This is a genomic window from Paraburkholderia sp. PGU19, assembly GCF_013426915.1.
GTDB lineage: Bacteria > Pseudomonadota > Gammaproteobacteria > Burkholderiales > Burkholderiaceae > Paraburkholderia.
In genome coordinates this window covers 2427579-2451883 of the sequence record NZ_AP023180.1, presented here as the reverse complement: position 1 = coordinate 2451883, position 24305 = coordinate 2427579, and the positions used below count along the sequence as shown (strand labels likewise).

The window sequence follows — 24305 nt, the reverse complement described above, 5'->3', positions numbered from 1 at the left end:
ATCGGCCGAATCCCCACCGCTTGCGCGGGCGGATTCGGCCGAACCGTAAGGCTACAGCGCGATCAGGCGTGAGCGCGCTTCGGCGTGATCATCGAAACGAAGAACGTCACGATCACGTTCACGACGAGCGCGATCAGGCCGATATAAAGCGGCCAGGTCGAATCGCCGACATGCAGCGCAAACACGGGCTTGAGTCCCTGCGAAATCGCGAGTCCCGTGCCGAGCACGATGCCCACGAGCCAGCCGAAGAACAGCCCCGACGTGTTCAGACGGCGCGTATACAACGAGAACACAATGGCCGGGAAGATCTGCAGAATCCACACGCCGCCGAGCAATTGCAGGTCGATCGCGTATTGCGTGGGCAGGAACACGATGAACAGCAGCGCGCCGAACTTGACGACGAGTGACACGATCTTCGCCGTCGAGGCTTCCTGAGCAGGCGCCATGTTCGGCGACACCAGCGGACGCCACAGATTGCGCGTGAACAGGTTCGCCGCGCCGATCGACATGATGGCAGCGGGCACCAGCGCGCTGATCGCAATGGCCGCCGCCGCAAAGCCGACGAACCACGACGGGAACAGCGTGCCGAACAGCGTCGGCACGATGTCGGACGGCGATTTTACGTGTACGCCCGCGGCAATCGCCATATAGCCGAGCAGCGCGATCAGGCCGAGCAGCAGCGTGTACGCCGGCAGGAAGATCGCGTTCTTGCGCACGGTCTGCATCGACGAAGACGACAGCACGGCCGTCATCGTGTGCGGATACATGAAGGCCGCGAGCGCCGAGCCGAGCGCAAGCGATGCATACGCGGTGAACTGCGTCGGCTTGAGGATGATGCCCGTCGCGCCGCCTTTGGCCTTGAAGTAGGTGTCCGCCGCATCGAACACATGGCCATAGCCGCCGAGCTTCGACGGAATCAGCCACACCGCCGCGATCACGACGATATAGATCATGATGTCCTTGACGAACGCGATCATCGCCGGCGCGCGCAGGCCGCTCGTATACGTATAGAGCGCGAGGATGATGAACGCGATCACGAGCGGTGCTTCGCCCGAAATGCCAAGTCCCTTGATGACAACCTGCATGCCGACCAGCTGCAGCGCGATATACGGCATCGTCGCGACGATGCCCGTCAGCGCGACGGCCGCCGGGAACCACTTGCCGCCGTACTCGCCTTGCACGTAGTCAGCTGCCGTGATGTGATTCTTGGCGTGCGCGATCTTCCACAGCTTCGGCATCACCGCGAACACGAACGGATAGACGATGATCGTATACGGCAGTGCAAAGAAGCCATACGCGCCGACCGAATAGACCAGTGCGGGCACGGCGATCACCGTATAGGCCGTATAGAAATCGCCGCCTACCAGAAACCACGAAATGATCGTGCCGAATTGCCGGCCGCCAAGACCCCACTCGTGCAGTTGCGTGAGATCGCCCGCTTTCCAGCGCGCGGCAACGAAACCTAATACGGTGACGAGAAGAAAGAATGCGACGAAGACGGTCATCGCGACCGGGTTCACAGGGTTCAGATCGCTCATTTAATGCCCCGGTACACGACGTAGATCAGCAGCGACGTGAGCGGAACCCACAGAAACTGATACCAGTAAAAGAAAGGAAAGCCGGCGAATGACGGGCGCGTGTCGTTATAGAAAGGCAGCCACAGCAGCGCGATATAGGGGATCAGCAAGATGAGCCAGAGCCATGAACGGCCGGCCGGTTCGGTAGGTTCCACGTTTGTCCCTCTTTGGTCTATCTGATTGAATCCGCTTTGCTGGTGCGCATGGCAAACAGGCGTGAACGTGCATATTCACGCAGGCGCCTGTTGCGCGCGCCTGTTACACGCGCCCGCAAAGGTACGCGCATTATCTGCGAAAAGCTTTATTGCTGCTCGTACGGTAACCAGCCGTTATCCAATGCACGCAGAAGCTTTCAATTGATTGCCTGGAACGCTGGGTTATTTGCTGTCTAACGCTTTAACGGCTTTGGCAAAACGGTCGCGCAAGAACTGCGTGAACGCGCGTATCGTCACGGAAGCCTGCCGGTGCTGGGGGTACACGGCATACAGTGTCAACGGTGGCGAGACGTACTCACCGAGCACTTCGACCAGCTTGCCGCTCGCCAGCGCATCGGCCACGATGAATTCGGGCAGACGCGCAATGCCGAGCCCCGCAATCGCAGCATCGCGGATCACTTCGCCGTTGTTCACGCGCAGCGGGCCATGCACCTCGATGGTCCGGCTCGCGCCATCCACCAGGTATTCCCAGCCGCTGCGCGCTTCCTGCCCATATAGCAGGCACGCATGGCGCGCGAGATCCTCGGGCGTCGCGGGCGGACGCCGCGCCTTGCGATAGGCCGGGCTGCAACACGCGACCATGCGAATTTCAGCGAGCTTTTGGGCGATCAGCGTCGAATCCGCGAGCGTGCCGATGCGCAGCGCCATGTCGAAACCTTCGCCGACCACATCGACGACGCGGTCGCTCAACTCCAGATCGATACGCACGTCCGCATTCGCGCGCAGAAACGCGGCGACCAGCGGCGACAGATGAATCATCCCGAACGACATCGGCGCGCTTACGCGCAGCAGTCCACGCGGGTCCGAGCGCCCCGACGACATCGCCTGCTCGGCGTCCTCAACGTCGCCGAGGATGCGCGTCGCGCGCTGATAGAACTCGTAGCCGAGGTCCGTCACCGCGAGCTTGCGCGTATTGCGCACCAGCAGCCGCACGCCGAGGCTCGCCTCCAGCGCCATCACGCGGCGGCTGACGAACTGCTTCGACAGCTGCAGGCGGATCGCGGCCGCCGTGAAACTGCGCGCGTCGACGGTGGCGACGAAAATCTTCAGATCGTCTAGCTGCATGGCTTTGCCCTTGCGTTACACGTTAATTGTCCACTTCAATGTGACAGTGATTCTCTTTTGACATCGATTATAGCCACTCTGATTGACCTACACTTCAATCACTGCTTCAGACAACGGCACCGCCGATGTCACGAGAAGCAAAGGCCATTCAATAACGGAGAAGAGAAATGATCGACATCAGACACGCCAACGAACGCGGACGCGCCGAACACGGCTGGCTTAGCTCGCGTCATACGTTTTCTTTCGCGAACTACTACGATCCGAAGCAGATCGGCTTCTCCGACCTGCTCGTGATCAACGACGACCGCGTGGCCGCCGGCCGCGGCTTCGGCAAGCATCCGCACCGCGACATGGAAATCTTCTCGTACGTGCTGGAAGGCGCGCTCGAGCACAAAGATTCGATGGGCACGGGCTCTGTGATCGTCCCCGGCGACGTGCAACTGATGAGCGCGGGCACGGGCGTCGCTCACAGCGAGTTCAATCACTCGGCCAGCGACTCGGTGCACTTCCTGCAGATCTGGATCGCACCGTCGGTCAAGGGCGCGACGCCGCGTTACCTGCAGCAGAACTTTTCGGCGCAAGACAAGCGCGGGAAGTTGCGTCTCGTGCTCTCGCCTGAAGGCACGGATGGTTCGCTCGAATTGCGCCAGGATGCGCGTGTGTATGCGGGTCTTTTCGATGGCAATGAAACGGCAGGCGTCGATATCGCCGCCGACCGCTATGCGTATGTGCATGTGGCGCGCGGCAGCGTGAAGCTGAATGGCGTCGAGTTGAACGAAGGCGACGGTGCGCGTATTCGCAACGAGCGTCGCCTCGAATTCACCGAAGGCCAGGATGCGGAAGTACTCGTATTCGACCTGCGCAACAACGAAGTATCGGAATTGTGGTCCTGAGCGGCGAACGCCAAGACCCGACTATATTGAAAGAGGATTGAACATGAACACCTTTATCGAACAACGCAAGGATGCACTGCTGCTCGTCGCACGCGTGCTGCTGGTAGTACTTTTCGTGCTATTTGGCTGGAGCAAGCTCACCGGCTTCTCGGGCACCGAGCAATACATGGCGTCGACAGGCGCGCCCGTCCCGGCATTGGCCGCCGTGATTGCGATCGCGATGGAACTGGCTGTTGGCATCGTCATTGCCGTGGGCTTCAAGACGCGTGTGCTTGCACTGGTGCTCGCGCTCTACACGCTCGCCACCGCGTTCATTGGCCATCACTTCTGGACGCAGACGGGCATGGAGCAGTACATCAACATGATCAACTTCTACAAGAACATCAGCATCATTGGTGGCTTGCTGCTGTTGTTCGTGACGGGTCCGGGCAAGTACTCGATCGATCGCGCATAAGCGAAGCAAGCGGCTTTAGGAGTTGTCAACAGGGCGGCCTTCTGGCCGCCCTTTTTCGTTGTTTGCAAAGCAACGCCGTGTACTTTCGGCATGAATGCAACACTCTTGTCATGTTCGCGGCGGCGTCGAAATCGATGTGATAAAAGTCCGCGAGCCTGCATGGGACCACGTGCGCGCGGACCTATAAGACTCAAATGGTCGGTATGCATCGGGCTTAAATAGCGGCACACACAAAGACGCGAACGCAATTGCGCTGCCCGCGCCGCACTAAAACAACAAGCTCGTGCAGGGGTTCTCAATATATGAAAAGACAACACCCATGACCAAGCAAATCAAACGGACAGTTACCGCGCTGGGCGCAACGGCCATTGCACTCACTTGCCAAAGCGCATTCGCGCAAAGCTCGGTGACGCTCTATGGCGTCGCGGACATCGGCATTCGCTATCTCACGCATTCGAATGCAAACAACGACGGGCGCCTGTTCATGACCAACGGCGCAATCACGAACAGCCGTTTCGGTATTAAAGGCTCGGAAGATCTCGGCAATGGACTGAAGGCGATCTTCCAGCTGGAAAGCGGCATCGATCTGCAAAGCGGCGCGCAGTCGGATAGCAAGCGCCTGTTCAACCGCGCGGCCTATGTCGGGCTGTCGAGCAACTACGGCACGCTCACGCTCGGCCGTCAGAAGACGCCGCTGTTCGATCTGCTCGGCGACACGTACGATCCTCTGACCGTCGGCAACTACCTCGAAAACGCATGGCTGCCCGTCGCGCTCGGCGCAGGCCTCTATGCGGATAACGCGGTGAAGTACGACGGCAAATTCGGCGGGCTGAACGTCAAGGCGATGTACTCGTTCGGCACGAACTCGACGTCGACGGGCGCGGACGGCTTCTCCGGCCAGGTTCCGGGCCACCTCGGCGCGGGCAACATGTACGGCTTCACGGCTTCGTACGCGTTCGGTTCGCTGAGCATCGGCGCCGGCGTGCAGCAGAACAGCGACAACTCGAATCACAAGCAGACCATCTACAACGCGAATGCCGTCTATGCGTTCAGCACGACGAAGATCTACGTCGGCTATATTCATTCGAAGGACGACACGGGCTTTGTCGACAGCACGCTGTCGCAGCGCGACTTGACGCTCGGCGTCGATATCCTGAAGGGCTCGGGCCGCAAGGACGACGGTCCGTTCGCAGGCGTGACGTGGCAAGCGACACCCGCCCTGCTGCTGACGGGCGCGTTCTACTACGACCACATGAAGAACGCGGCAATCGGCGGCGGCGCGCTCGGCAGCGGCAACCGCTACACGGGCGTGGCCGTGGCTGAATACTCGCTGTCCAAGCGGACCGAAGTGTACGGCACCGTCGACTTCAACAAGGTCACAGGCGCGGCGACGGTCGAACTGCCGGGTACGTCGAACCAGACGGGTGTATCGCTCGGTCTGCGCACCATTTTCTGATCTGGCGTTACGACATGCGCGCTGCAAGGCGCGCGTGATGGCTATAGCGGGCGGCGTGGCATCAAGGGCCATGTCGCCCGTTTTTCATTTCGGGCGGCGTGGAGGATGCGTCAGGCGTAACTGTGATATACAGGGAAAACCCGTACCAAGCCTTTGTTTTTTCTTTTCGAGTCGTAGTACCAGCATGAAACGCATTGCCGCCTTTTGTCTGACGACGTGGTCCGCCGCCGCGCTCCTTTACTTCGGCCAGCACTCGGTTGCGCTCATCGCATTGAGCGGAGTCGTCGTGTTCGGCGGATACGATCTGCTGCGCCCCTAAGTCCCTGTTCCGCTACACGCTGTCTCGCGCTCGTCGCCACTTGATGGAAAACCATCATTTTTCGGCGTGAGGCTTCGCTCTCCTTCAACTATCTTTGTGCAAACGGAATGTGTCCCTGAAGCGCTGCGCTGATGGGATTCCCGCAATCACAAAGAAGGAGACGACTCATGTCCTCGAGCTCTGCCGTCGACGGCGGCAGCACCGCCACACCCAGTCCCACCGATCCCTCCTTCGACGCACGCATCGCCGAGCAGTGGTATCAGCCGCGCATTCCGCGCGCGGTGCTCAAGGAACTGATGAGGCGCGACGATGCGGCGGGCCTGCGCAATTTCATTCCGTGGTTCGCGTTACTCGTGGCGTCCGGCGCGGTCGCCGCCTTCACATGGGGAACATGGTGGGCCGTGCCTGCATTCTTCGTGTACGGCACGATCTATTCGTCGAGCGACGCGCGCTGGCATGAACTGTCGCACGGCACGCCGTTCAAGACGCGCTGGATCAACGACGCGTTCTATCACCTGTCGTCGTTCATGACGATCCGCGAAGGCTACTGGTGGCGCTGGAGCCATGCGCGCCATCACACGCACACCTACTTTCAGACGCGCGACCCCGAGATCCAGGTCACGCGCCCGACCAAAGTGCTGCCCATCGTCGTGGATTTCGTGGGGCTGGTCGGCTGCACGCTCGAAATCGGCAAGGTCGTGCGTCATGCGTTCGGCCGCGTCGATGCCGCCACCGACGCTTTTTTGCCCGCGAGCGAAAAACCGAAAATGATCTGGTCGTGCCGTATCTATCTGGCCGTCGTGATCGGCACGATTGCCCTCGCAATCGCCATGCACAGCTTCCTGCCGCTGATGTTCGTGTGGACGCCGCGCTTCTACGGCGGCTGGCTGCATCAACTGCTCGGCCTCACACAGCATGCGGGTCTCGCCGTCAACGTGAAGGATCATCGGCTGAACACGCGTACCGTGCAGACCAACTTCGTGTTCCGCTTTCTTTATCTGAACATGAACTATCACCTCGAACATCATCTGCTGCCGATGGTGCCGTTCCATGCACTGCCGCGCCTTCACGAAGCAATCAAGGACCAGTTGCCGCCAGCGTATCCGAGCGTGTATGCCGCGTATCGCGAGATGCTGCCCGCGTTGTGGAAGCAGCGCACCGACCCGACGCACGTGATCGAGCGGACCCTTCCCGCAGCGTGAGCGCCGCGACCAACGCACAAAGAACATTGGAGGAGATAGTCATGAGCGTCGAAACGAATGCAAAGGTCCACTGGATCGCCGCCTGCGCACCCGACGATATCGACGAGGAAGACGTGATGCGCTTCGATCACAATGGCGCCAGCTATGCGGTCTATCGCATCGCGGAAGGCTACTACGCGTCCGACGGCTGGTGTACCCATGAGCATGCGCATCTCGCCGATGGCTTCGTCGTCAATCGCGAGATCGAATGTCCGCTGCATCAAGGGCGCTTCGATATTCCGAGCGGCAAGGCAAAGAGCGCGCCCGTTTGCGTGCATCTGAAGACCTATCCGGTGCGCGTCGAAGATGGCGAAGTTCTGCTCGGCCTTCCCGTACAGGACGCATCATGAGCACACAGCCCGCGATGGTGATAATCGGCGCAGGCCAATGCGGCGTGCGCACGGCAGCCGCGCTGCGCGAGAACGGCTGGGAAGGCGAGATCACGCTGCTCGGCAACGAAGGCTCGGCACCGTACGACCGGCCGCCGCTGTCGAAAGCCGTGCTGCTCGGCGAACGCAGCACCGCGCAATGCGCGTTCTATGACGACGCCTTCTATCGCGACCAGCGCATCGACTTGCGCGTCGATGCCTGCGTGCAGCAGATCGATCGCGGCGCGCGCAAGGTCGTGTTGCGCGACGCACGCACGATCGACTATCAGCGTCTGCTGATCGCGACGGGCGCCGAGCCAAGGCGGCTCGACGTGCCGGGCGCGAATCTCGATGGCGTGCATCTGCTGCGCACTGCAAGCGATGCCAACGTGCTCGCCGAAGTATTGCAGCCTGCACGGCGCGTTGTGATTGTCGGCGCGGGCTTCATCGGCCTTGAAGTTGCGGCGTCCGCTGTGGCGCGCGGCTGTGAAGTGGTCGTCATCGAAGCCGGCGCGCGCGCGTTGATGCGCGCGGTACCGGAAGTCGTGGCGGGCTATCTGATCGACAGGCATCGCCAGATGGGCGTGAAGATTCATTTCGCCGCACAGATCGAACGGCTACTGGGCAGCACGCATGTAACGGGCGTCAAGCTCAAGGACGGCACGCAGATCGACTGCGACTGCGTCGTCGTCGGCATTGGCGTGAAGCCCCGCACGGAACTCGCGGAAGCGGCAGGCATCGATGTCGCGGATGGCATCGCCGTCGACGACACCTTGCGCACGAACGACCCGCATATCTTCGCGGCGGGCGACGTGTGCTCGTTCCCGCACCGTCTGTTCAGGCGGCGCATCCGGCTCGAATGCTGGAAGAATGCCGAGGATCACGCGCGCATCGTCGCGCGCAACATGCTGGAGCGCGGCGAAACGTATTCGGAAGTGCCGTGGTTCTGGTCGAATCAGTACGACATGACGATCCAGATTGCCGGCCTGCCCGCGTTCGGCGTAGAGAGCGTGGTGCGCGAAACGGGCGACACGTCGCGCATTTTCTTCGCCCTCGATCGCGACGGCGTGCTGGTCGGCGCAAGCGGCGTCGGCAAGGTCAGCGAGATTGCGCGCGACGTGCGCATCGCGCAAACGTTGATCGGGCAGCGCGCGTGTATCGAGCCTGCATTGCTCGAAGATCGCAGCGTCAAACTGAAGGGACTCGTCGCCGCGGAGGCGCTATGACGCAACGGCTCGCCGTGTATCAGTCACTGTGGGCGATGGAGCGGCGTCATACCGACGGCTTCGAGCGCACGCTCGAAGAGAACGTCGCGATGATCGCGCAAGCGGGCTTCGAAGGCGTGAGCACGTCGTACGGCTCGCGCGGAGACGTGCGGCGTCTTTCGCAAGTGCTCGCGCAATATGGCCTGCAAGCAGAGGCGCAATGCTTTCCGCGCACCGTCGAAGACCTGTGCCCGATACTCGAACACGCTGTCGAGTTCGGCGCGCATCATATCGACTTGCAACCGGACGTGCGGCCACGCCGCATTGCCGATGCGCTCGAACTGATCGACGGCTGGCAGCGGCTCGCGGAACAGGTGGACATTCCCGTCTACATCGAAACGCATCGCGACCGCATGACGACCGACCTGCACTTCACGCTCGATCTGCTCGACGCGCGGCCTGATCTGCGTCTGCTCGGCGATCTGTCGCATTACCTCGTCGGCCGTGAATTCGCGTGGCCCGTGAACGAAGAAAACGAAGCGGCGATGCAACGGATCATCGATCATTCGTGGTCATTTCATGGACGTGTCGCGAGCCGCGAGCAGGTGCAGATCGAAATCTCTTTCGAGCCGCATCGCATGTGGGTCGATCTGTTCCTGCGCTGGTGGCGCGACGGTTTCGTGTCGTGGCGCAAGCGCGCCGGACCCGACGACACGCTCGTCTTCACCTGCGAACTTGGGCCGAAGCCTTACGCGATCATCGGGCGCGACGGCAACGACACAACGGACCGCTGGGCCGAATCGCTATTGATGCGCGACTGGATATGCGAGCTGTGGAGCGAAGTGGCGCAGGAAGAAGCGACTGCGCTCGACGCTAGTCCATAAGCGGCAGGTTCTCGCGCAGCAGCACCGTCACGGGAATCTGCTGCGCCAACGTCACGCCGGGATCGCGATGATAGTGACGCAGAATCACTTCGATCGAATGCAGCGCTTCGCCCACGGGGTTCTGGTCGAGCACCGCATCGAGCACGCCTTCGATCAACAGACGCCGCGACGTGTCGTTGAGTTCGTGGCCGATCAGCACCGTCTTGTGCACACGGTCAAGCGTGCGCAACGCGTTGCCAATGCCCTCGTCGCCAACCGAGATGTTGTAGATGCCGCGCAGATCCGGATAGCGGCGAAACGCGTCGCGCGCGAGGCTTTCGGTGATCGACGATTGCTCGCGGCTCTCCACGGTCTCGACGATGTCGCAATTCGGAAAGCGCCGCCGCAGCACGGAACGAAACCCGCTTTCGCGTTCTTCATGGCCGAGAAAGTCATGCATGCCCGTCATCACGAGCACCTTGCCGCCCGCATCGCCGAGAAAGCGGCCCATCAGCTCGCCAGCGACGCGCCCCGCGCAGCGATTGTCGATGCCCACATATGCGAGCCTGCCCGTGCCGGGCAGATCGCTCGCGAGCGTCACGACAGGCATTCTGTGGCTCACATGACGCAGCGCCGCCGTGATATCCGGGTGCTCATACGCGACGATCACGAGGGCATCGGCCTTGCGCGACGCGCGCTCGATCGTCTCGACGACGGCCTGCGGCTCGAGGCTGTCGAAGTACGTGACGGCGCAAATCACGCGTTGCGCCTCGAAGGTCTTTTGCGCGAGTTCGAAGCCCTGCTTCAAATGCACGTAATACTGCGCGACGGGCTGCTGCAACAGGATCGCGATGCGCAGCCAGCGCACCGACACCGCTTCGAGCGCGCGATCGATCTTCAGCTTGCGCGCCCATTCGAGCACGCGCGTTTCCTTGTCGCGCGAGACGCCGCCGCGCCCGTTCAATACCCGATCGACTGTCGCCTCGCTGACACCCGCTGCGCGGGCGATGTCAGTCATGCTCGTCTTGCGGCGGCGCGTATCGGACATGGCTGGCTTCGTTGTAGTCGGCATACGCGCCATGATCGCATCGACGCTGCGCGGGCAGCAAGCCGAGATATCCACTATCCATCGCAGTACAACGTTGAAGGAGACAGTGCATGGAGCAATTCGATTCGAAGGTCGCGATCGTCACGGGCGGATCGCAAGGCCTGGGCGCAGCGATTGCCGCATTGTTCGTCGAACGCGGCGCACGTGGGGTCGTGATTTGCGGACGCGCGAAAGAAAAAGGCGAAGCGAAAGCGCGCGAGCTGAGCCGGCTTCGTGAGGCGCGCGGTGCAAAGGTCGTGTTCGTGCAGGCGGATCTCGCGAATGTCGATGACTGCCGCAAGGTCGTCGCTGCCGCCGATCAGCACTTCGGCCGCGTCGATATCCTTGTCAATGCGGCGGCGCTCACCGATCGCGGCACGATACTCGATACCGATCCCGCGCTGTTCGACCGCATGTTCGCGACCAATGTGCGCGCGCCGTTCTTTCTGATGCAGGAGACGGTACGCGTGATGCTGCGCGAGCGGATCGAAGGCACGATCGTCAACATCGGCTCGATGTCCGCGATGGCCGGGCAGCCCTTCATCTCCGCGTATTGCGCGTCAAAGGGCGCGCTCGCCACACTCACGCAAAACACCGCGTATGCGCTGTTGCGCAATCGAATTCGCGTGAACGGATTGAATCTGGGCTGGATGGCGTCGGACGGCGAAGACCGCATTCAACGCGAGTTTCATGGCGCCGCCGACGACTGGTTAAAACAGGCCGCCGCTGCGCAACCATTCGGCCGTCTGATCGACCCGGCCGAGGCGGCGCGCGCCGTCGCATTTCTGGCCAGCAGCGAATCGGGCTTGATGACGGGCTCGATCGTCAACTTCGATCAGTCGATCTGGGGCGCGTATGAAGATGCGCCGCATCCCGCCGGGCCCATGAAGAACGTTTGAATCGACCCGCCTGCTGCGGGCGCTGTGAACGCAGCAGGCGACGCCCGGGTCAGTCCTGCTTGCTGCGCAGATCGGGATTCTTGTGCGCGATCTCCGATACCCAATCGACAAACGCGCGCAGCCGCGAACTGAGGTTGCGGCGATGCGGGTAGACGACGGAGAGCGGCGTCGTCGGGCTGTCGAAGTCGGTGAGGATTTCGGTCAGCGCGCCCTGCCGGATCAACTCGGACACCATGAAGCGCGACGGCTGGATGATGCCGTGGCCCAGTGCGGCCGCGTTGATATAGACGGAGCCGTCGTTCACGGCGAGCACGCTCTTCATCTGTACCTTCACGACTTCGCCGCCGACGTTGTACTCGAACGGGAACGTCCTGCCCGAGCGCGCCGATACGTAGTTCACGGCCTGATGCTCGCTGAGTTCTTCGAGCGTCTTGGGCGTGCCGTGCCGTTCCAGATAAGCGGGCGACGCGCACGTGACGATGCGCGCGCTGCCAATGCGCTTGGCGACCAGGCTCGATTCTTCGAGCATGCCCATGCGGATCACGCAATCCACGCCGTCCTGGATCAGATCGATATTGCGATCCGCGAGACCGAGGCGCACGTCGATTTCCGGAAAGCGTTGATAGAAGTCGTCGAGCGAAGGCAGCAATAGCGCGCGCGCAAGCGTGCCCGACGTATCGACGCGAATCGTGCCCGCCGGACTTTCCCGCTTGTTCGACAGCGACGATTCGGCATCGGCCACTTCGGCGAGGATGCGCACGCACCGCTCATAGAACAGCGCGCCGTCTTCCGTCACGCTCACCTGCCGCGTCGAACGGTTCAGCAGGCGCACGCCGACATGCTCCTCGAGCGCCTGAATCGTCCTGCTCACCTTTGCGCGCGGCAAATCGAGCATTTCCGATACCTTCGAAAAGCTGTTCGCGTCCACCACGCGAGTGAAGATCTCCATTGCCTCAAAGCGATCCATTTCCTGTGCCCTGTCATTGTTTGGCGGCAACACCCGCTGCTGCGACAGACGTCGCCCAATCGAACGGAACGGCGTCAGTGCGTTCCGACTGCCGGCTGCATCTCGCGCGCAGCCTGACGGGTAGAAAAATAGCACGGAGAATATCGCCACGTACGAGAAAGGGCGCGACCGGCGGGGCTTTAGGGGTCGTTGCGCGGCATATCGAGCGACGCGAGCGGGCTCGCTCCAGTAAAAATCCCGGCGTCGAAGACGGCTCGACAAACGCGCGGTGATTAACCAGTTCGATCAATCATTAAGCCGCCACGTATGATTAATATTATTTATTGGAGGCGCGCTCAAGCCATTCATCTTTAAAGCGGGATTTTATCTATGATTAGCGCTGCCCGCAGGGCGCGTGAAAACGTTTTAAAGCATGATCGTACGCATCAATGCGCCGCGAGTATGCGGTTTGGCCTTGTCAGCAAAGGGCTAGCGCCCAACCGCCACTGTTGCGAAGGCAAGTCAGCAGTATTTTCCTGGACGTTTGATTTTCACATGAAATACTTGCCACATATCCATCCGACAAATGTACTTTGCGGCATACTGTTAATTCCGATTGAAATTTAAAAACCGCCGCATTAGGATGAGAACCCCGTCGATGCCATAAGCATGGTCCGGGCTAAAAACTTCCAAACATATTTGCTGGCTGCAAAGGCATTTGCAGATCACCCATGTCAGCAAGCGCAGGCGCTGCGCCTTTCAGGAGATACCCGTGCTGAGCCCACACGAATTTTCAACGCTCATGCTGATCAAGAACGCGACCTCCGAGTCCGATTTCGATCAGGCCGATCTGCTCGCGCTGGCCGACCGCGAGTTCATCACCATTGACCGGCCCCAGGCCAGCGTGACGCCTCGTCTCACGGACCGTGGACACGCGCTGCTCGCTCGCCTTGGCGGCGCGCCGCTTTGATGCTGCCGGGTCACGCTCAGACAAGCGACAGGCAGCCAGCGGCAACTTCCATTTCACCAGCGGGCGTCGAGCTACGATCACATCGACGCCAGCCGGCCGTTTCGTGCATACAACCTTGCGAGGCCATTCGATGCTCACCACCATCGACGAACTGACTGCTGCACAGAAAGCCGGGGTTCAGACGTTCTTCAATATGACGAACGAGGCGGTCAGCGGCTTTGAGAAGCTCGTTCAGTTGAACTTGCGCGTCTTGCGCGACAACACACAGCGCGCGATGAACGCGCTCGCCAATGGTGAGGCGCCGGGCATCGCTGCCGCAAGCCGCGGCGATCTGTCGGTTATCGAACGTGCCGCGCTCTATAACCGCCAGGTGTTCGACATCATCGCCGTGACGCAGGCCGCCATCGTCAAGCACGCGACGGCGCAATACGAAAAGCAGATCAGCGCGGTGCAAGCCGAGTTTGGCGACGCTGCGCAGCGCGCGCCCGCAGGCGCAGAGGTCGCGGTGACGGCGATGAACTCGGCGATAACGGCAGCGAACGCATTCTATGAAAGTGTCTGGAAAACGGCTCAGCAGGCGGTCCAAACGGCCGAGAGCAATGTGGACGTGATGACACGCAGCGCGACGAATGGTTCGCGCGCCGCCTGAGCGGGCGACGCGCGACATACAGTTGTAGGAAACCGGACGCGATCCCCGCGTCAGGCGCATTTTCAGCCCGCTTTCGAGCGGGCTTTTTTTCGTCATGCAACCCCGGCTCGGCTTACGTCTTCATACAACGTTAGTTACTGACCGAAGTAGATACCCTTCGTGCCGTCATTGGAACGCGAACCCATCGGCTGCGTCGCCATGCCGGACGCCGTCGTACCGCTCACCACGCCGCCGTAACTTTCACCCTGCCCGTGCTGCCCGGACAGACGGCGTTCGGCGGCTTGCGCGTTAGCACGATAGTCCGTGCGGTCGCCATCGCCCGGACGATAGCCCTGGCTTTCGACGTTCATCAGGTCCTGCCTCACTTCACCGCGCGTGGCGGGCTCGTTCGGCTGGACAGTTGTTTGTGCAACAGCCGTAGCGGAAACACCCATGACGGCGGCAAGAACGGCAGCGTGCTTGAGCAGTTTCATGACTTCCTCCATGAAGTAGGTAGTACACGTTCAATGGTGCAAGCGCTGTACCCGCCAACTCTATTGAAAGACCTCCATGCGAAGCCACGTCGATTATTTCTCTAACCGTTTTCGCGCACCTGTCATTGATGCGGCTTTTGCAGTGTCGTTGCGTGCACCACAAATCAGCGCGACACCTTCGGCAGCCGTCGCTCGTAACGAGGCGCGCGAATCGCCGGCGCGCGAACGCAATGCAAGACTGTGCAGAATCGCCGACGCAACTCGCGCGAGCACTGCGGCATCCGCGTCGGTTGAAAGCTCGCCGTCTGTTTGCGCGCGCCGGATGCGCTTCTCGAATGCGCGATCGAACGATTTGAGGCCTTGCGCCAATCTGGTGCGCACGGCTTCATCGGCTTTCGATTCGACCACGGCAGTGCCGATCAGAAAACATCCACGCGGCTCGCCGCCAGAGGGCAGATAAAGCGCGAGCGCGCTGTCGTACACCCGCTGCAATGCCTGCGCCAATGGGATGTCCTCGCGCAACGCAAGATGCATCGCCTGCACGCCGGCTTCGACGTAACGGTCCAGCGTGCTCAGATAGAGCGCGTGCTTGTCGCCGAACGCGGCATACAGGCTGGGGCGATTCATGCCCGTCGCATCGCTCAGCGTATCGAGCGACGTGCCCGAATAGCCGCCGAGCCAGAATGCATCGGTGGCGTTGCTGAGCGCATCGTCCGCATCGTAGGCGCGCGGCCGTCCGCGTGCGCGTTTCTCATTTTTTGTACCGTCTCGCATATAAATATTGGTATCTCCGATTTTTGTCCACTATAGTACAAAAACCATCCATTGATCGGGAGGAGACATCGTTATGGATCTGTACTTTTCGCCGCTCGCGTGTTCGCTCGCCACACGCATCACGTTTTACGAAGCGGGCGCGCAAGCTGACTTCATTCAGGTGGATACGAAACGGAAGAAGCTGCGCGACGGCTCCGACTTCTATGCAGTCAACGCACTCGGCCAGGTGCCCGTGTTGCGCACGGACGAAGGGTGGCTATTGACGGAGAACACGGCTATCCTGCCGTACGTCGCGGACCAGTTTCCCGCAGCGCAACTGGCATCTTTACCAGGCACCCCGCAACGCGCGCAGCTTCAGCAATGGCTCGGCTTTATCAGCACCGAACTGCATAAAGTCATTTTCGTGCCGCTGCTCGATCCTGCCGCACCACATGCTTACGCGCGTCAGAAGGTTGCGCGGCGACTCGACTATTTGCAGACACATCTGTCCACGCATGACTATCTCGTCGAGCGCTTCACAGTAGCGGATGCCTATTTGACGACCGTGTTGAACTGGGCAAAGTATTGCGACGTCGATCTCGCGCAATGGCCCGCCGTCGATGCGTATTACCATCGCATCGTGCAGCGTCCGCATGTGGCGAGGGCATTGGCCGAAGAGATGGCGTTGTATCGTGAAGAGCAGGCGCTTCAATAACAGATCACGCGAGGATTGCCGATGAAGGTCAACCGCATCGTCTCGAACATCGAAGTGCAGGACGCCACACGCGCACAGCGCTTCTATCAGGAGATTCTCGGCCTCGACCTGCTGATGGATCACGGCTGGATTCGCACCTACGGTTCGGACCAGCCGATGACGGTGCAAATCAGCTTCGCGCAGCAAGGCGGCTCGGGCACGCCCGTGCCCGACCTGTCGATCGAAGTCGACAACGTGGACGCCGCCTGTGAAGCCATGAAGGCCGCCGGCTTTGCGATCGAATACGGTCCCGTCGACGAGCCGTGGGGCGTGCGGCGCTTTTATGTGCGCGACCCGTTCGGCAAGCTCGTCAACATTCTCGCGCACCGCTAGGACGCGGCTGTTCGTACGGCCTTAGGGCATCGGCAGGCATACACCGGCGAATTGCCATCGAACGGACACACCGCCGCGCGTGCAATCGCTTTACTATTGCTGCTATTCGGCGTTCGCCAGATAGCACGCGCCATTCGCTATCTGCTTTCGATCAGCTTGACGAGCGTATGCAGCAGGCGGTTCGACGGCGTCGCAACGCCAAGCGCGTCGCCGCGCCGCACGATCAGGCCGTTCAGATGATCGATCTCGCTGCGCTTGCCGCGCGACAGATCTTGCGCCGTCGATGAATACTGCCCCGGCATCGTCTCGGCGATCATGCGCACGGCCTTGTCGATGTCGCCGGGAATAGTGACGCCGTCGGCCTTCGCGACCGCGAGACACTCGTCGACGATATCGCGCATCACGGTTGTCACGCCCTCGCCTTTCACGAGCCGCCCATAAGGCAACTGCGTGATCGCCGACAACGCGTTGTAAGCGCAGTTGAGGATCAGCTTCGCCCACAAAGCGCCGCGCACGTTGTCGGAGATTTCGGTGGGCACGCCTGCCGCGACCAGCGCCTGCGCGACCTCCGCGCTCGCGCTGGACGGCTCGATCACCAGCTCGCCGCGTCCGTGATGCCGTACGTGCCCAGGCCCGGCCATTTCCGTCGCGACATAGACGACGGCGGCCGCCACTGGCTGCGCAATCACCTTGCGCACTTCTTCCGCGTTTTCGACGCCGTTCTGCAGCGACAACACGAGCGTGTCAGGTGCGAGAAACGGCTTGATTTCCAGCGCCGCGCTTTGCGTGTCCGTCGATTTCACGCAGAACAGCACGAGCTTCGCACCCTGCACCGCACTCGCCTGCGTGCTTGCGGCGAGGGGAATGCGCTCGTCAAACGATTGCGCTTCGAGGTGCAGGCCGCTGCGCTCGATCGCCTCGACGTGTTGCGGGCGTCCGATCAATACCACTTCATGTCCCGCGCGCGCCAGCATGCCGCCGTAGTAGCAGCCCACCGCGCCCGCGCCCATTACGGCGACTTTCATATCAACGCTCTTGTGTAGGGAATTGAAGCGTCAAAAGTTACCACACGCTGCGCGCGGACGTGTAGAACGCGGCAGTGACGAGGCGCGCTTTTGTCAGGCGCGCGTGCGCACGGCGAGCAGAGCCTCGGCGAATGCGGCGGGCGCCTCTTGTGGCAGATTGTGTCCCGCGTCGTCGATCACGCGGTGCTCGTACGACCCCGTGAAATGCGGCGCATGATGCGCGGTCCCACCGATTCCCATCACGCCGTCGGCGCTGCCGTCGAGCGAGATAGCCGGCACGGAGATGGGCGGCTGCGCGGCGAGTTGCTGTTCCATTGCGTCGTAGCGCGGATCGCCCGCCACCACCGCATAGCGATGCCGGTACGAATGAATCACGACATCGACGAAATCCGGGTGATCGAACGATGCGGCCGTCTGCGCATAGCATGCGTCGTCGAAACGCCAGGTCGGCGACCACAGCGTCCACAGCAGACGGCACAGCGCGCGGCGATTTTCGGTGAGACCGGCGCGTCCACGCTCGCCGTGAAAATAGTATTGATACCAGTGACGCAGTTCGTTTTCCGGCAACGCCGGCTTGCCTGACGCCGCGATGTCCTGGATGTTGTAGCCGTTCACCGTGACGAGCCCCTGCACGCGCGCCGGATATAGCGCGGCGACGATACAAGCGGCGCGTCCTCCCCAGTCGTAGCCGCCGAGCAACGCGCGTTCAATCTTCAGCGCGTCGAGCAGCGCGAGCAGATCGGCGCCGAGCGCGGCCTGCTGCCCGGAGCGCGGCGTCGCGGCGGAAAGAAAGCGCGTTGGCCCGTAGCCGCGCAGATACGGCACGATCACGCGCGCGCCCTGCGCGGCGAGCAAAGGCGCGACGTCATCGTAGGCGTGGATGTCGTAGGGGAAGCCGTGCAACAGCACGACGGGCCATCCTTCGGGATGGCCGGATTCCTCATAGGCGATATCCAGCAGTTCGGTGCTCACGTGCTTCGGCATGATCGGCGGCTCCTTTTCAGGCGATCGACAAACGACGTTCGGGGCGCAGCGAGCGTTCATGGTAGCGCCGCCGTGCGGATCGCGCTGCCCGCTTGCCTCGCGCGAAAGAAAGTCGTTTTACTGCAAACCGATGTCGTATTCTTGCCATGCCAGCCGTTCGGCGGCCCGCTACATTCGACCAGACGAAGCCCGCAAACCGTCGCTATCCGGGTGCCCCGAGAGACGAACCAGACCGAGCAAGCATGAAACAGGCACACGATCCAGCGACCCAGCCGTGCGGCGCATTCCCTCTGCACAACACGCAGCCCCTCGCCGATTTCGTCGACAGCGGCCCGGCTCTCGGCACGCCTGTCACACCCGTCCCCGCGCCACCGCCGCCCGCCGGCAGCCTGCGCGCCACTGCCATCCTGCTGCTCGGCTACGCGATTCTCATCACGGGCAACGGCCTGCTCGGCACGTTGATCTCGCTGCGGCTCATCCAGCAGCAGGCGCCGTCGATCGTCGTCGGTGTCGTGCAGTCCGCGTATTACGTCGGTTTCATGCTGGGCGCCGTGTATGGCGGCTCATTGATCGGGCGCGTCGGCCATCACCGCGCGTTCGTCACCTTCGCGGCGGCGTCCGCCTGTTGCGCGCTCGGCTATGCGGTGTGGGACGCGGATGCGGTCTGGGTGGCGCTGCGCTTCATCACGGGCTTTTGCCTCGTCGGCATTTTCACCGTGGTCGAAAGCTGGCTACATCAGGTCGCGAGCAACGCGCAGCGCGGCCGCGTGTTCTCCGCCTATCTGATCACGAACTATCTCGGCGTCGGCATCGGCCAGTTTCTGATCGGCCTCGCGGACCCGGCGGGCTTCGAACTGTTCAGCGCCGTCGCCGCGCTGTTCACCGCGTCGCTGATTCCCGTTGCGCTGGCGGGCACGGCGCCCGGTCCGATCGCCGCGCACGACACCCATGCGGGCGCTTCCTGCGGCGCGCGGCTCGCGCGTGGCCTGTCGGGCTTGCAGACCATCTACCGATGGGCGCCGCTCGGCGTCGTCGCATGCCTCGCGGCGGGCCTGCTCAACAGCGCGTTCTACACGATGCAGCCGGTGTTCATGCGGCGCGTCGGCTATTCGGTGCCGGACGTGTCGCACTTCATGGGCTTCGCGCTGCTCGCGGCGCTCGTGCCGCAATGGCCCGTCGCACGGCTCGCCGATCTGTTCGACCGGCGCAAGGTGCTGCTGTGCCTCGCCGCGCTCGCCGGTTCGCTGAGCGTGTTGCTGTTCATGCTGCGCGACGGCGTGCTGATCGAAGCAGTCGGATATTTGTATGTCGCCGTGGCGTTCTCGATGTATGGCGTCGTCACGTCCTATGTGAACGACTGCGTTCCCGCCGACGAGCGGATCGCCGTCAGCGCCGGTCTGCTGCTGATCTTCTCGCTCGGCGCAAGCGGCGGACCGACGCTCGCGTCGGCGATGATGGCGCTCGCCGGGCCTGCCGGTCTCTATCTTTTCACAGCCCTCGTGATGGGCTTGCTCGCGCTGCTGACGCTGCGCAACCTGCGCACGAAGACGCCGGCCCGGCGCGTTGCCGACGCGCGATAGGCTTTTGCTTCATCCGCCTTGCCGAGACATGCGCAACGCGCGGCGCGCTCACGAAGCTTTGTTGCCCTGGTAGCCCAGCCGGTGCCTGCACCTCAAGCCGCTGCCAATCCGACCTGATCGGCCAGCGCAAGCAGATCGGTCACATGCCGCGCGATGCACGGGTCGTACAGCACCGCATCGCTCGAAAACGTCCGCCGCGGATGCGGCTCTTCCCGCGCGCTGAGCACGGCGTGCGTGAGCACGCGGCGCAAGCTGTCGACATCGTTCTGCGCGAACACGAACTTGGCCTGCGGCGCGATCACATCGTGGCAGCCGATATTCGACGACAGGATCACGGGCGTGCCGCACATCGCCGATTCCACGCCAACGAGGCCAAACGGCTCATAGCTCGACGCGAGGATCGTGTAGTCGGCTGCGCGGTAGCCGTCTTCGATCGCGTTCACGTAGCCGATATAGCGCAGCCGCTGCGACGTGCGTTCGGGCGGACGCCCCGCCACCGCGACGACGACGGGCAGATCGAGATCGCGCAAGGCGGCTTCGATCAACGGCAGTCCCTTGCGTTCGTGACTACTCGACGGAAACAGCAGCACGATTTCGTCGTCGGCGAAACCGAGACGTTTGCGCAATGCGCGCCGCTCAGCGTCGGCGACGGGCGAGAAGCGGCCGTTGTCGACGGGCGGATACAGCACGCGGATCTTCGCGTCGTCGACGCCGTACAGCAGCCGCAATTCGTCGCGCATCTGCGGAGAATGCGCGACGACGAAGCGCGCGCGCCGATATTGACGGCGCTCCAGCGCAATCTGCCGGCGATCGAAAAACGACGGCGCGCGGCCTGTCGCGCTGAGAAAACCCAGATGCGTGCCGCCGCAAATCGCGATTTCCGAGGCTTCGACGCGATTGCAGCCGATCAGCACATCCACTTTCGCGTCGCGCCGCATCGCGCTCAGGCGCCGCGAAAACCATTCGTCCCGCCACTTCCCGGGCAGGAACGATACGTTGATCCGGTGCGGCTCGACGAGGCGGCTTTCCGGCAACTTCGGATCGAACGCGCGGCCGAACACGGCCAGCTTGATCCCGGCCGCGACGAGTCCCCGTGTCACCTCGATCGCATAGCGTTCGAGGCCCCCGCTGTACTTCAGTGCATTGCACGACAATCCGATTTTCATGCTTTTTGTTCGATTACCAAACGGCACTGGCAAGTCATCGCGCTTCCGATGTCAGGACACATCGCGCGTTCTTTAGCCCTGCTCCGCCAATTGCCTGAACACAGCAACAACGCGTCGACACGTCAGCGCCTCGCGCCAGAACTTTTCCTTCAGCTGCGCCGTCGGCAGCCATTGCCACGGCAACACGACGCGCACGGTGCCCCACGCCGGCCGCCAGCGCTCGGCCACGGCTCTGCGGCGGAACAGGCTGATGGTCGGGACGGACAGATTCGACGCCAGATGGCCGATGCCCGAATCGTTGCCGATGAACCAGCCCGACTCATAAAGCCAGCACGCGAGCGCATGCAGATCGTCGAATGCGGGTGCGGCGACGCCGAGCCTTTCGAGTTCGCTCCAGCGTGCCCGCTCGTTGGGCGCAATCACGAAGCACACCTCGTAACCGAGCGCCTGCAGGCGCCTCGCCAGCGCGATGAAACGCGCGCGCGACCAGCGCTTGTCGTCGGTGCTGGCTTCGGGATGAATCACGACGCGATGCCGATACCGCCGATGCTTCAACGTCGCGGGCGGCGTGATGCCGTTCTCTGTCGTGCCGGTGACGATGCCGAAGCGCGTACGGCAAAAGTGCGCGAAGCGCTCCGCCATGCAGCCGGGGGCGTCGGCATACTCGATATCGTGCAGGTCGATCACATGAGGATGCGCGCCCGCAAGATTCGCGAACGGCTGATGCCGATGCATCTGCAAGACGGCGTCGAACGCTGCAAGGCGTGCTTCGCAATCCACCTCGCGTGGCAGCGGATGAATCGCGACATGAGGAAACCAGTGTCGCAGCGCGTAAATCGGCGTGCCGAACACGCAGACATCGATACCGCTTGCGCGCAGGTTCTGCACGATCACCATCGACACCAGCGAATCGCCGATTGCATTCGACATCACGAACGCGACTCGCCTGATCGAAGCGAGGCGCACGCTCTCCGGCAAGGTCGCGTCCACGTCAGGCCGCCTCGCGTTGCAATTGCTGGAATGCGCGCAGCACCTGATTCACGGAAAGCGCGTATTTCCAGCAGCGCTCCTTGAGCCGTCCCGTCGGCAGCCACGCGCCGCCGACCAGCACCTTGCCCGCGCCCCAGCCCGGACGCCATGTACGCGCGATGCCGTTGCGCATGAAGAGCGACAGCGTCGGCACCCGCAGGCACGATGCAAGATGACCAATGCCCGAATCGTTGCCGATGAACCAGCCGCTTTCCACGAGCCACGCGGCGACGTTATCGAGCGTACCGAGACGCGGCAAGCCGATGCCATGCCGTTGCACGTGTTCCCAGTCGGCGCGCTCTTCGTCGGTCACGATGAAATGCGGCTCGAAGCCCTTTGCTTTCAGCTTCAGCGCAAGGCGCACGAAGCGCGGCGCGAGCCAGCGTTTGTCAGGCGTGCTGGCCGTCGGATGGATGGCCACGCGCAAACGATGCTTGCGATGAATCAGCCCTGCCGGAACCGTGAGGCCATTGCCCGGCTCCGCGTGATGCAGACGCAGCGACTCGCGGCAAAACTGCGCGAGGCGTCCCGCCATCGGTTCCGTAGAAGGTGCGCGGCAAAGATGCTCCAGCACGAGCGCATCCGGGTGACGCTGCTCGAGGCGCGGCACTGGGCGATTGGCGTGAAGCTGGATGACGGTATCGAACGGGCGTAGCAGCGCGTCGGCATCGTCTTCGTGCAAGGCGGCCCGGATATCGATGCCGGGAAACCAGTCGCGCAACGCCCGCATGTGCTGGCTGAACACGGTGACTGTCTTGCCGCTCAATTGCAGATTGCGCGCGACGGTCATCAGCAGCAGCGAGTCGCCCAACGCCGGCGACGTCGTCACCGCTACGTTCAAAGCCGAATCGTTGGCGTGCTGCATGGTTGTTGCTCTCGGTGAATGACGTGGACCTGGCGTCGCGCGTCGACGTATGCGATCGCAGCGCATTATAGGTTTGGGCCTGTCACGCAGGATTTGTGTAATCTTTCCGACAATTACGCGGAAAGCACCGCATGTCGCGACAACCCTTGCGGCACGCAATCGGATCGCGCCGGTCACCCCTATGCCTTACGCGATAAAGAATCTGAAAGCCTGATCGACGTGTGAAAGCGGCGTCCATGGTCAGCCAGTCCGTTTTGCATCGCCGTTGTAGTAGCGCAGGTCCGTTTCCGACAGAAGACGCTTCATGTGCGGTCCGTGCGTGCGCAGGTTGGCGGCTTGCAGCCATTCCTTTTTGCCGTGCAAGCGGTCGAATGCGTCGTGACGGGGCGCGTCGGCCGCACTCGGCCAGTGATGACAGACGAGACTCAACGGCTCGCAAACATCCCTGAAATTGGGGTGCACGGGTTCCCGCTCACCCATGCCGAGCACGGCGCGTCGTCCGAAGCGTTGAATCACGGCTTCGTAAAGCCGCTTTTCAAGGATGTCGTTATCGGCGGGACGCAATGAGCGGATGACGTCGAGCATCGCGGGCGTGCTCTTCGCGATGAAGAACTGGGTGGACAGGGATTTGCGGTCGCGTATTCCGTAACGCGATCCGCACCGTCTCAACAACCGCGCGAGGCGCGCGCGCAGCCTTCTTCGTTTGTCATCCGAACGGCTCCATTCCAGCACGCGATCGGTGCTCCACGACGATGCCGCGACAAGCGCGTGCGGCGACTTTTCGAGCCTCTCCAGATAACGCACGATCACCTTCTGGTCGAAGATCCACGTATCGGCTTCGAGGTGAACGACGTAATCCGCTTTCAACTTCGTCACGGCCGCTTCGATCGACGCGACGAGCAGATCGTGCGCGCCTCGCGTCAACGGCTTCGGCTCACGCATGACCAGAATGTCTTCGATGTAACGCGTATAGCTCGAATCCGCGCACGCATGCACGACAGGCCACTTGCGCGGCCAGTTCAGCTTGATGATCTCCATCGAAATGCGCGCGCAATCCGTGCGATTGAACGAGGTCAGGCAAACGACGACTTGCATGTTCGAATAGCGTCTTCACGAAGCGTCACATACTGCATCAA

Annotated in this window: 27 protein-coding genes; 14 read left to right on the top strand and 13 right to left on the bottom strand. The window is 62.1% G+C overall.

What is annotated here, in order from left to right; genetic code table 11:
* Nucleotides 1-62: 62 nt before the first annotated feature.
* From H1204_RS28655 to H1204_RS28645, 3 genes are all read right to left on the bottom strand, one after another.
* Entirely contained in the window at nucleotides 63-1538 is a 1476-nt protein-coding gene (locus H1204_RS28655; protein ID WP_180731836.1) for a sodium:solute symporter, read from the bottom strand.
* A complete protein-coding gene (locus tag H1204_RS28650) occupies nucleotides 1535-1732 on the bottom strand; it encodes a DUF3311 domain-containing protein (RefSeq protein WP_007731907.1) in 198 nt (65 codons plus the stop codon). Before H1204_RS28650 ends, H1204_RS28655 begins: the two co-directional genes overlap by 4 nt.
* 222 nt (nucleotides 1733-1954) lie before the next feature.
* Entirely contained in the window at nucleotides 1955-2857 is a 903-nt protein-coding gene (locus H1204_RS28645; RefSeq protein WP_180731835.1) for a LysR family transcriptional regulator, read from the bottom strand.
* A gap of 167 nt (nucleotides 2858-3024) precedes the next feature.
* Between H1204_RS28645 and H1204_RS28640 the strand changes: the two genes are divergently transcribed.
* From H1204_RS28640 to H1204_RS28610, 8 genes are all read left to right on the top strand, one after another.
* A complete protein-coding gene (locus H1204_RS28640) occupies nucleotides 3025-3750 on the top strand; it encodes a pirin family protein (RefSeq protein ID WP_180731834.1) in 726 nt (241 codons plus the stop codon).
* Nucleotides 3751-3793: 43 nt separating this feature from the next.
* Nucleotides 3794-4204, top strand: a complete 411-nt coding sequence (locus H1204_RS28635) for a DoxX family protein (protein WP_180731833.1) — start codon at nucleotides 3794-3796, stop codon at nucleotides 4202-4204.
* A gap of 319 nt (nucleotides 4205-4523) precedes the next feature.
* Entirely contained in the window at nucleotides 4524-5660 is a 1137-nt protein-coding gene (locus H1204_RS28630) for a porin (RefSeq protein WP_180731832.1), read from the top strand.
* Nucleotides 5661-5844: 184 nt separating this feature from the next.
* A complete protein-coding gene (locus H1204_RS52700; protein ID WP_007731897.1) occupies nucleotides 5845-5979 on the top strand; it encodes a hypothetical protein in 135 nt (44 codons plus the stop codon).
* A gap of 167 nt (nucleotides 5980-6146) precedes the next feature.
* Complete coding sequence (locus H1204_RS28625; protein ID WP_180731831.1) at nucleotides 6147-7181, top strand: fatty acid desaturase; 1035 nt, start codon at nucleotides 6147-6149, stop codon at nucleotides 7179-7181.
* 41 nt (nucleotides 7182-7222) lie between these two features.
* The gene (locus H1204_RS28620; protein ID WP_180731830.1) at nucleotides 7223-7570 is read left to right on the top strand and encodes a MocE family 2Fe-2S type ferredoxin; all 348 of its coding nucleotides are present in this window, start codon (nucleotides 7223-7225) and stop codon (nucleotides 7568-7570) included.
* A complete protein-coding gene (locus tag H1204_RS28615; protein WP_180731829.1) occupies nucleotides 7567-8814 on the top strand; it encodes an FAD-dependent oxidoreductase in 1248 nt (415 codons plus the stop codon). The genes H1204_RS28620 and H1204_RS28615 overlap by 4 nt, the downstream gene beginning before the upstream one ends.
* Complete coding sequence (locus tag H1204_RS28610) at nucleotides 8811-9677, top strand: sugar phosphate isomerase/epimerase (protein WP_180731828.1); 867 nt, start codon at nucleotides 8811-8813, stop codon at nucleotides 9675-9677. The genes H1204_RS28615 and H1204_RS28610 overlap by 4 nt, the downstream gene beginning before the upstream one ends.
* Here H1204_RS28610 and H1204_RS28605 read toward each other — a convergent pair.
* Nucleotides 9667-10704, bottom strand: coding sequence for a LacI family DNA-binding transcriptional regulator (locus H1204_RS28605; RefSeq protein ID WP_180731827.1), 1038 nt, complete (start codon nucleotides 10702-10704; stop codon nucleotides 9667-9669). The genes H1204_RS28610 and H1204_RS28605 overlap by 11 nt on opposite strands.
* A gap of 110 nt (nucleotides 10705-10814) precedes the next feature.
* Here H1204_RS28605 and H1204_RS28600 point away from each other — a divergent pair, with 110 nt between their 5' ends.
* On the top strand, nucleotides 10815-11642 hold the full coding sequence (locus tag H1204_RS28600) for an SDR family oxidoreductase (RefSeq protein WP_180731826.1): 828 nt from the start codon (nucleotides 10815-10817) through the stop codon (nucleotides 11640-11642).
* 49 nt (nucleotides 11643-11691) lie between these two features.
* Here the strand turns inward: H1204_RS28600 and H1204_RS28595 are convergent, their stop codons facing one another.
* On the bottom strand, nucleotides 11692-12609 hold the full coding sequence (locus H1204_RS28595; protein WP_180731825.1) for a LysR family transcriptional regulator: 918 nt from the start codon (nucleotides 12607-12609) through the stop codon (nucleotides 11692-11694).
* A 751-nt stretch (nucleotides 12610-13360) separates the two neighbouring features.
* On the opposite strand from H1204_RS28595, the gene H1204_RS28590 reads away from it, so the two are divergent.
* On the top strand, nucleotides 13361-13558 hold the full coding sequence (locus H1204_RS28590; RefSeq protein ID WP_180731824.1) for a hypothetical protein: 198 nt from the start codon (nucleotides 13361-13363) through the stop codon (nucleotides 13556-13558).
* 130 nt (nucleotides 13559-13688) lie between these two features.
* The gene (locus H1204_RS28585; RefSeq protein WP_180731823.1) at nucleotides 13689-14207 is read left to right on the top strand and encodes a phasin family protein; all 519 of its coding nucleotides are present in this window, start codon (nucleotides 13689-13691) and stop codon (nucleotides 14205-14207) included.
* 134 nt (nucleotides 14208-14341) lie between these two features.
* Here H1204_RS28585 and H1204_RS28580 read toward each other — a convergent pair whose 3' ends face one another.
* Together H1204_RS28580 and H1204_RS28575 are read right to left on the bottom strand one after the other, a co-directional pair.
* The gene (locus tag H1204_RS28580) at nucleotides 14342-14680 is read right to left on the bottom strand and encodes a DUF4148 domain-containing protein (protein ID WP_180731822.1); all 339 of its coding nucleotides are present in this window, start codon (nucleotides 14678-14680) and stop codon (nucleotides 14342-14344) included.
* A gap of 93 nt (nucleotides 14681-14773) precedes the next feature.
* Nucleotides 14774-15454, bottom strand: coding sequence for a TetR/AcrR family transcriptional regulator (locus tag H1204_RS28575; protein WP_180731821.1), 681 nt, complete (start codon nucleotides 15452-15454; stop codon nucleotides 14774-14776).
* A 73-nt stretch (nucleotides 15455-15527) separates the two neighbouring features.
* On the opposite strand from H1204_RS28575, the gene H1204_RS28570 reads away from it, so the two are divergent.
* Entirely contained in the window at nucleotides 15528-16148 is a 621-nt protein-coding gene (locus H1204_RS28570; protein WP_180731820.1) for a glutathione binding-like protein, read from the top strand.
* Nucleotides 16149-16169: 21 nt separating this feature from the next.
* On the top strand, nucleotides 16170-16520 hold the full coding sequence (locus H1204_RS28565; RefSeq protein ID WP_180731819.1) for a VOC family protein: 351 nt from the start codon (nucleotides 16170-16172) through the stop codon (nucleotides 16518-16520).
* A 137-nt stretch (nucleotides 16521-16657) separates the two neighbouring features.
* Here H1204_RS28565 and H1204_RS28560 read toward each other — a convergent pair whose 3' ends face one another.
* Together H1204_RS28560 and H1204_RS28555 are read right to left on the bottom strand one after the other, a co-directional pair.
* The gene (locus tag H1204_RS28560) at nucleotides 16658-17545 is read right to left on the bottom strand and encodes a 2-dehydropantoate 2-reductase (RefSeq protein WP_180731818.1); all 888 of its coding nucleotides are present in this window, start codon (nucleotides 17543-17545) and stop codon (nucleotides 16658-16660) included.
* A 93-nt stretch (nucleotides 17546-17638) separates the two neighbouring features.
* Nucleotides 17639-18529 carry an alpha/beta hydrolase gene (locus tag H1204_RS28555; protein WP_180731817.1) on the bottom strand — a complete coding sequence of 297 codons (891 nt, stop codon included), beginning with the start codon at nucleotides 18527-18529 and terminating at the stop codon, nucleotides 17639-17641.
* Nucleotides 18530-18771: 242 nt separating this feature from the next.
* Between H1204_RS28555 and H1204_RS28550 the strand changes: the two genes are divergently transcribed.
* Nucleotides 18772-20109, top strand: coding sequence for an MFS transporter (locus H1204_RS28550; RefSeq protein WP_180731816.1), 1338 nt, complete (start codon nucleotides 18772-18774; stop codon nucleotides 20107-20109).
* A gap of 92 nt (nucleotides 20110-20201) precedes the next feature.
* Here H1204_RS28550 and H1204_RS28545 read toward each other — a convergent pair whose 3' ends face one another.
* The 4 genes from H1204_RS28545 to H1204_RS28530 form a co-directional block, all read right to left on the bottom strand.
* Complete coding sequence (locus tag H1204_RS28545; protein ID WP_180731815.1) at nucleotides 20202-21275, bottom strand: glycosyltransferase family 4 protein; 1074 nt, start codon at nucleotides 21273-21275, stop codon at nucleotides 20202-20204.
* A gap of 72 nt (nucleotides 21276-21347) precedes the next feature.
* Nucleotides 21348-22265 (bottom strand): glycosyltransferase family 9 protein, encoded by a 918-nt coding sequence (locus H1204_RS28540; RefSeq protein ID WP_180731814.1) that lies wholly within the window; start codon nucleotides 22263-22265, stop codon nucleotides 21348-21350.
* Between the two features lies 1 nt (nucleotide 22266).
* Nucleotides 22267-23169 carry a glycosyltransferase family 9 protein gene (locus H1204_RS28535; RefSeq protein WP_180731813.1) on the bottom strand — a complete coding sequence of 301 codons (903 nt, stop codon included), beginning with the start codon at nucleotides 23167-23169 and terminating at the stop codon, nucleotides 22267-22269.
* A 240-nt stretch (nucleotides 23170-23409) separates the two neighbouring features.
* Nucleotides 23410-24264, bottom strand: coding sequence for a hypothetical protein (locus tag H1204_RS28530; protein WP_180731812.1), 855 nt, complete (start codon nucleotides 24262-24264; stop codon nucleotides 23410-23412).
* Between the last annotated feature and the right edge of the window lie 41 nt (nucleotides 24265-24305).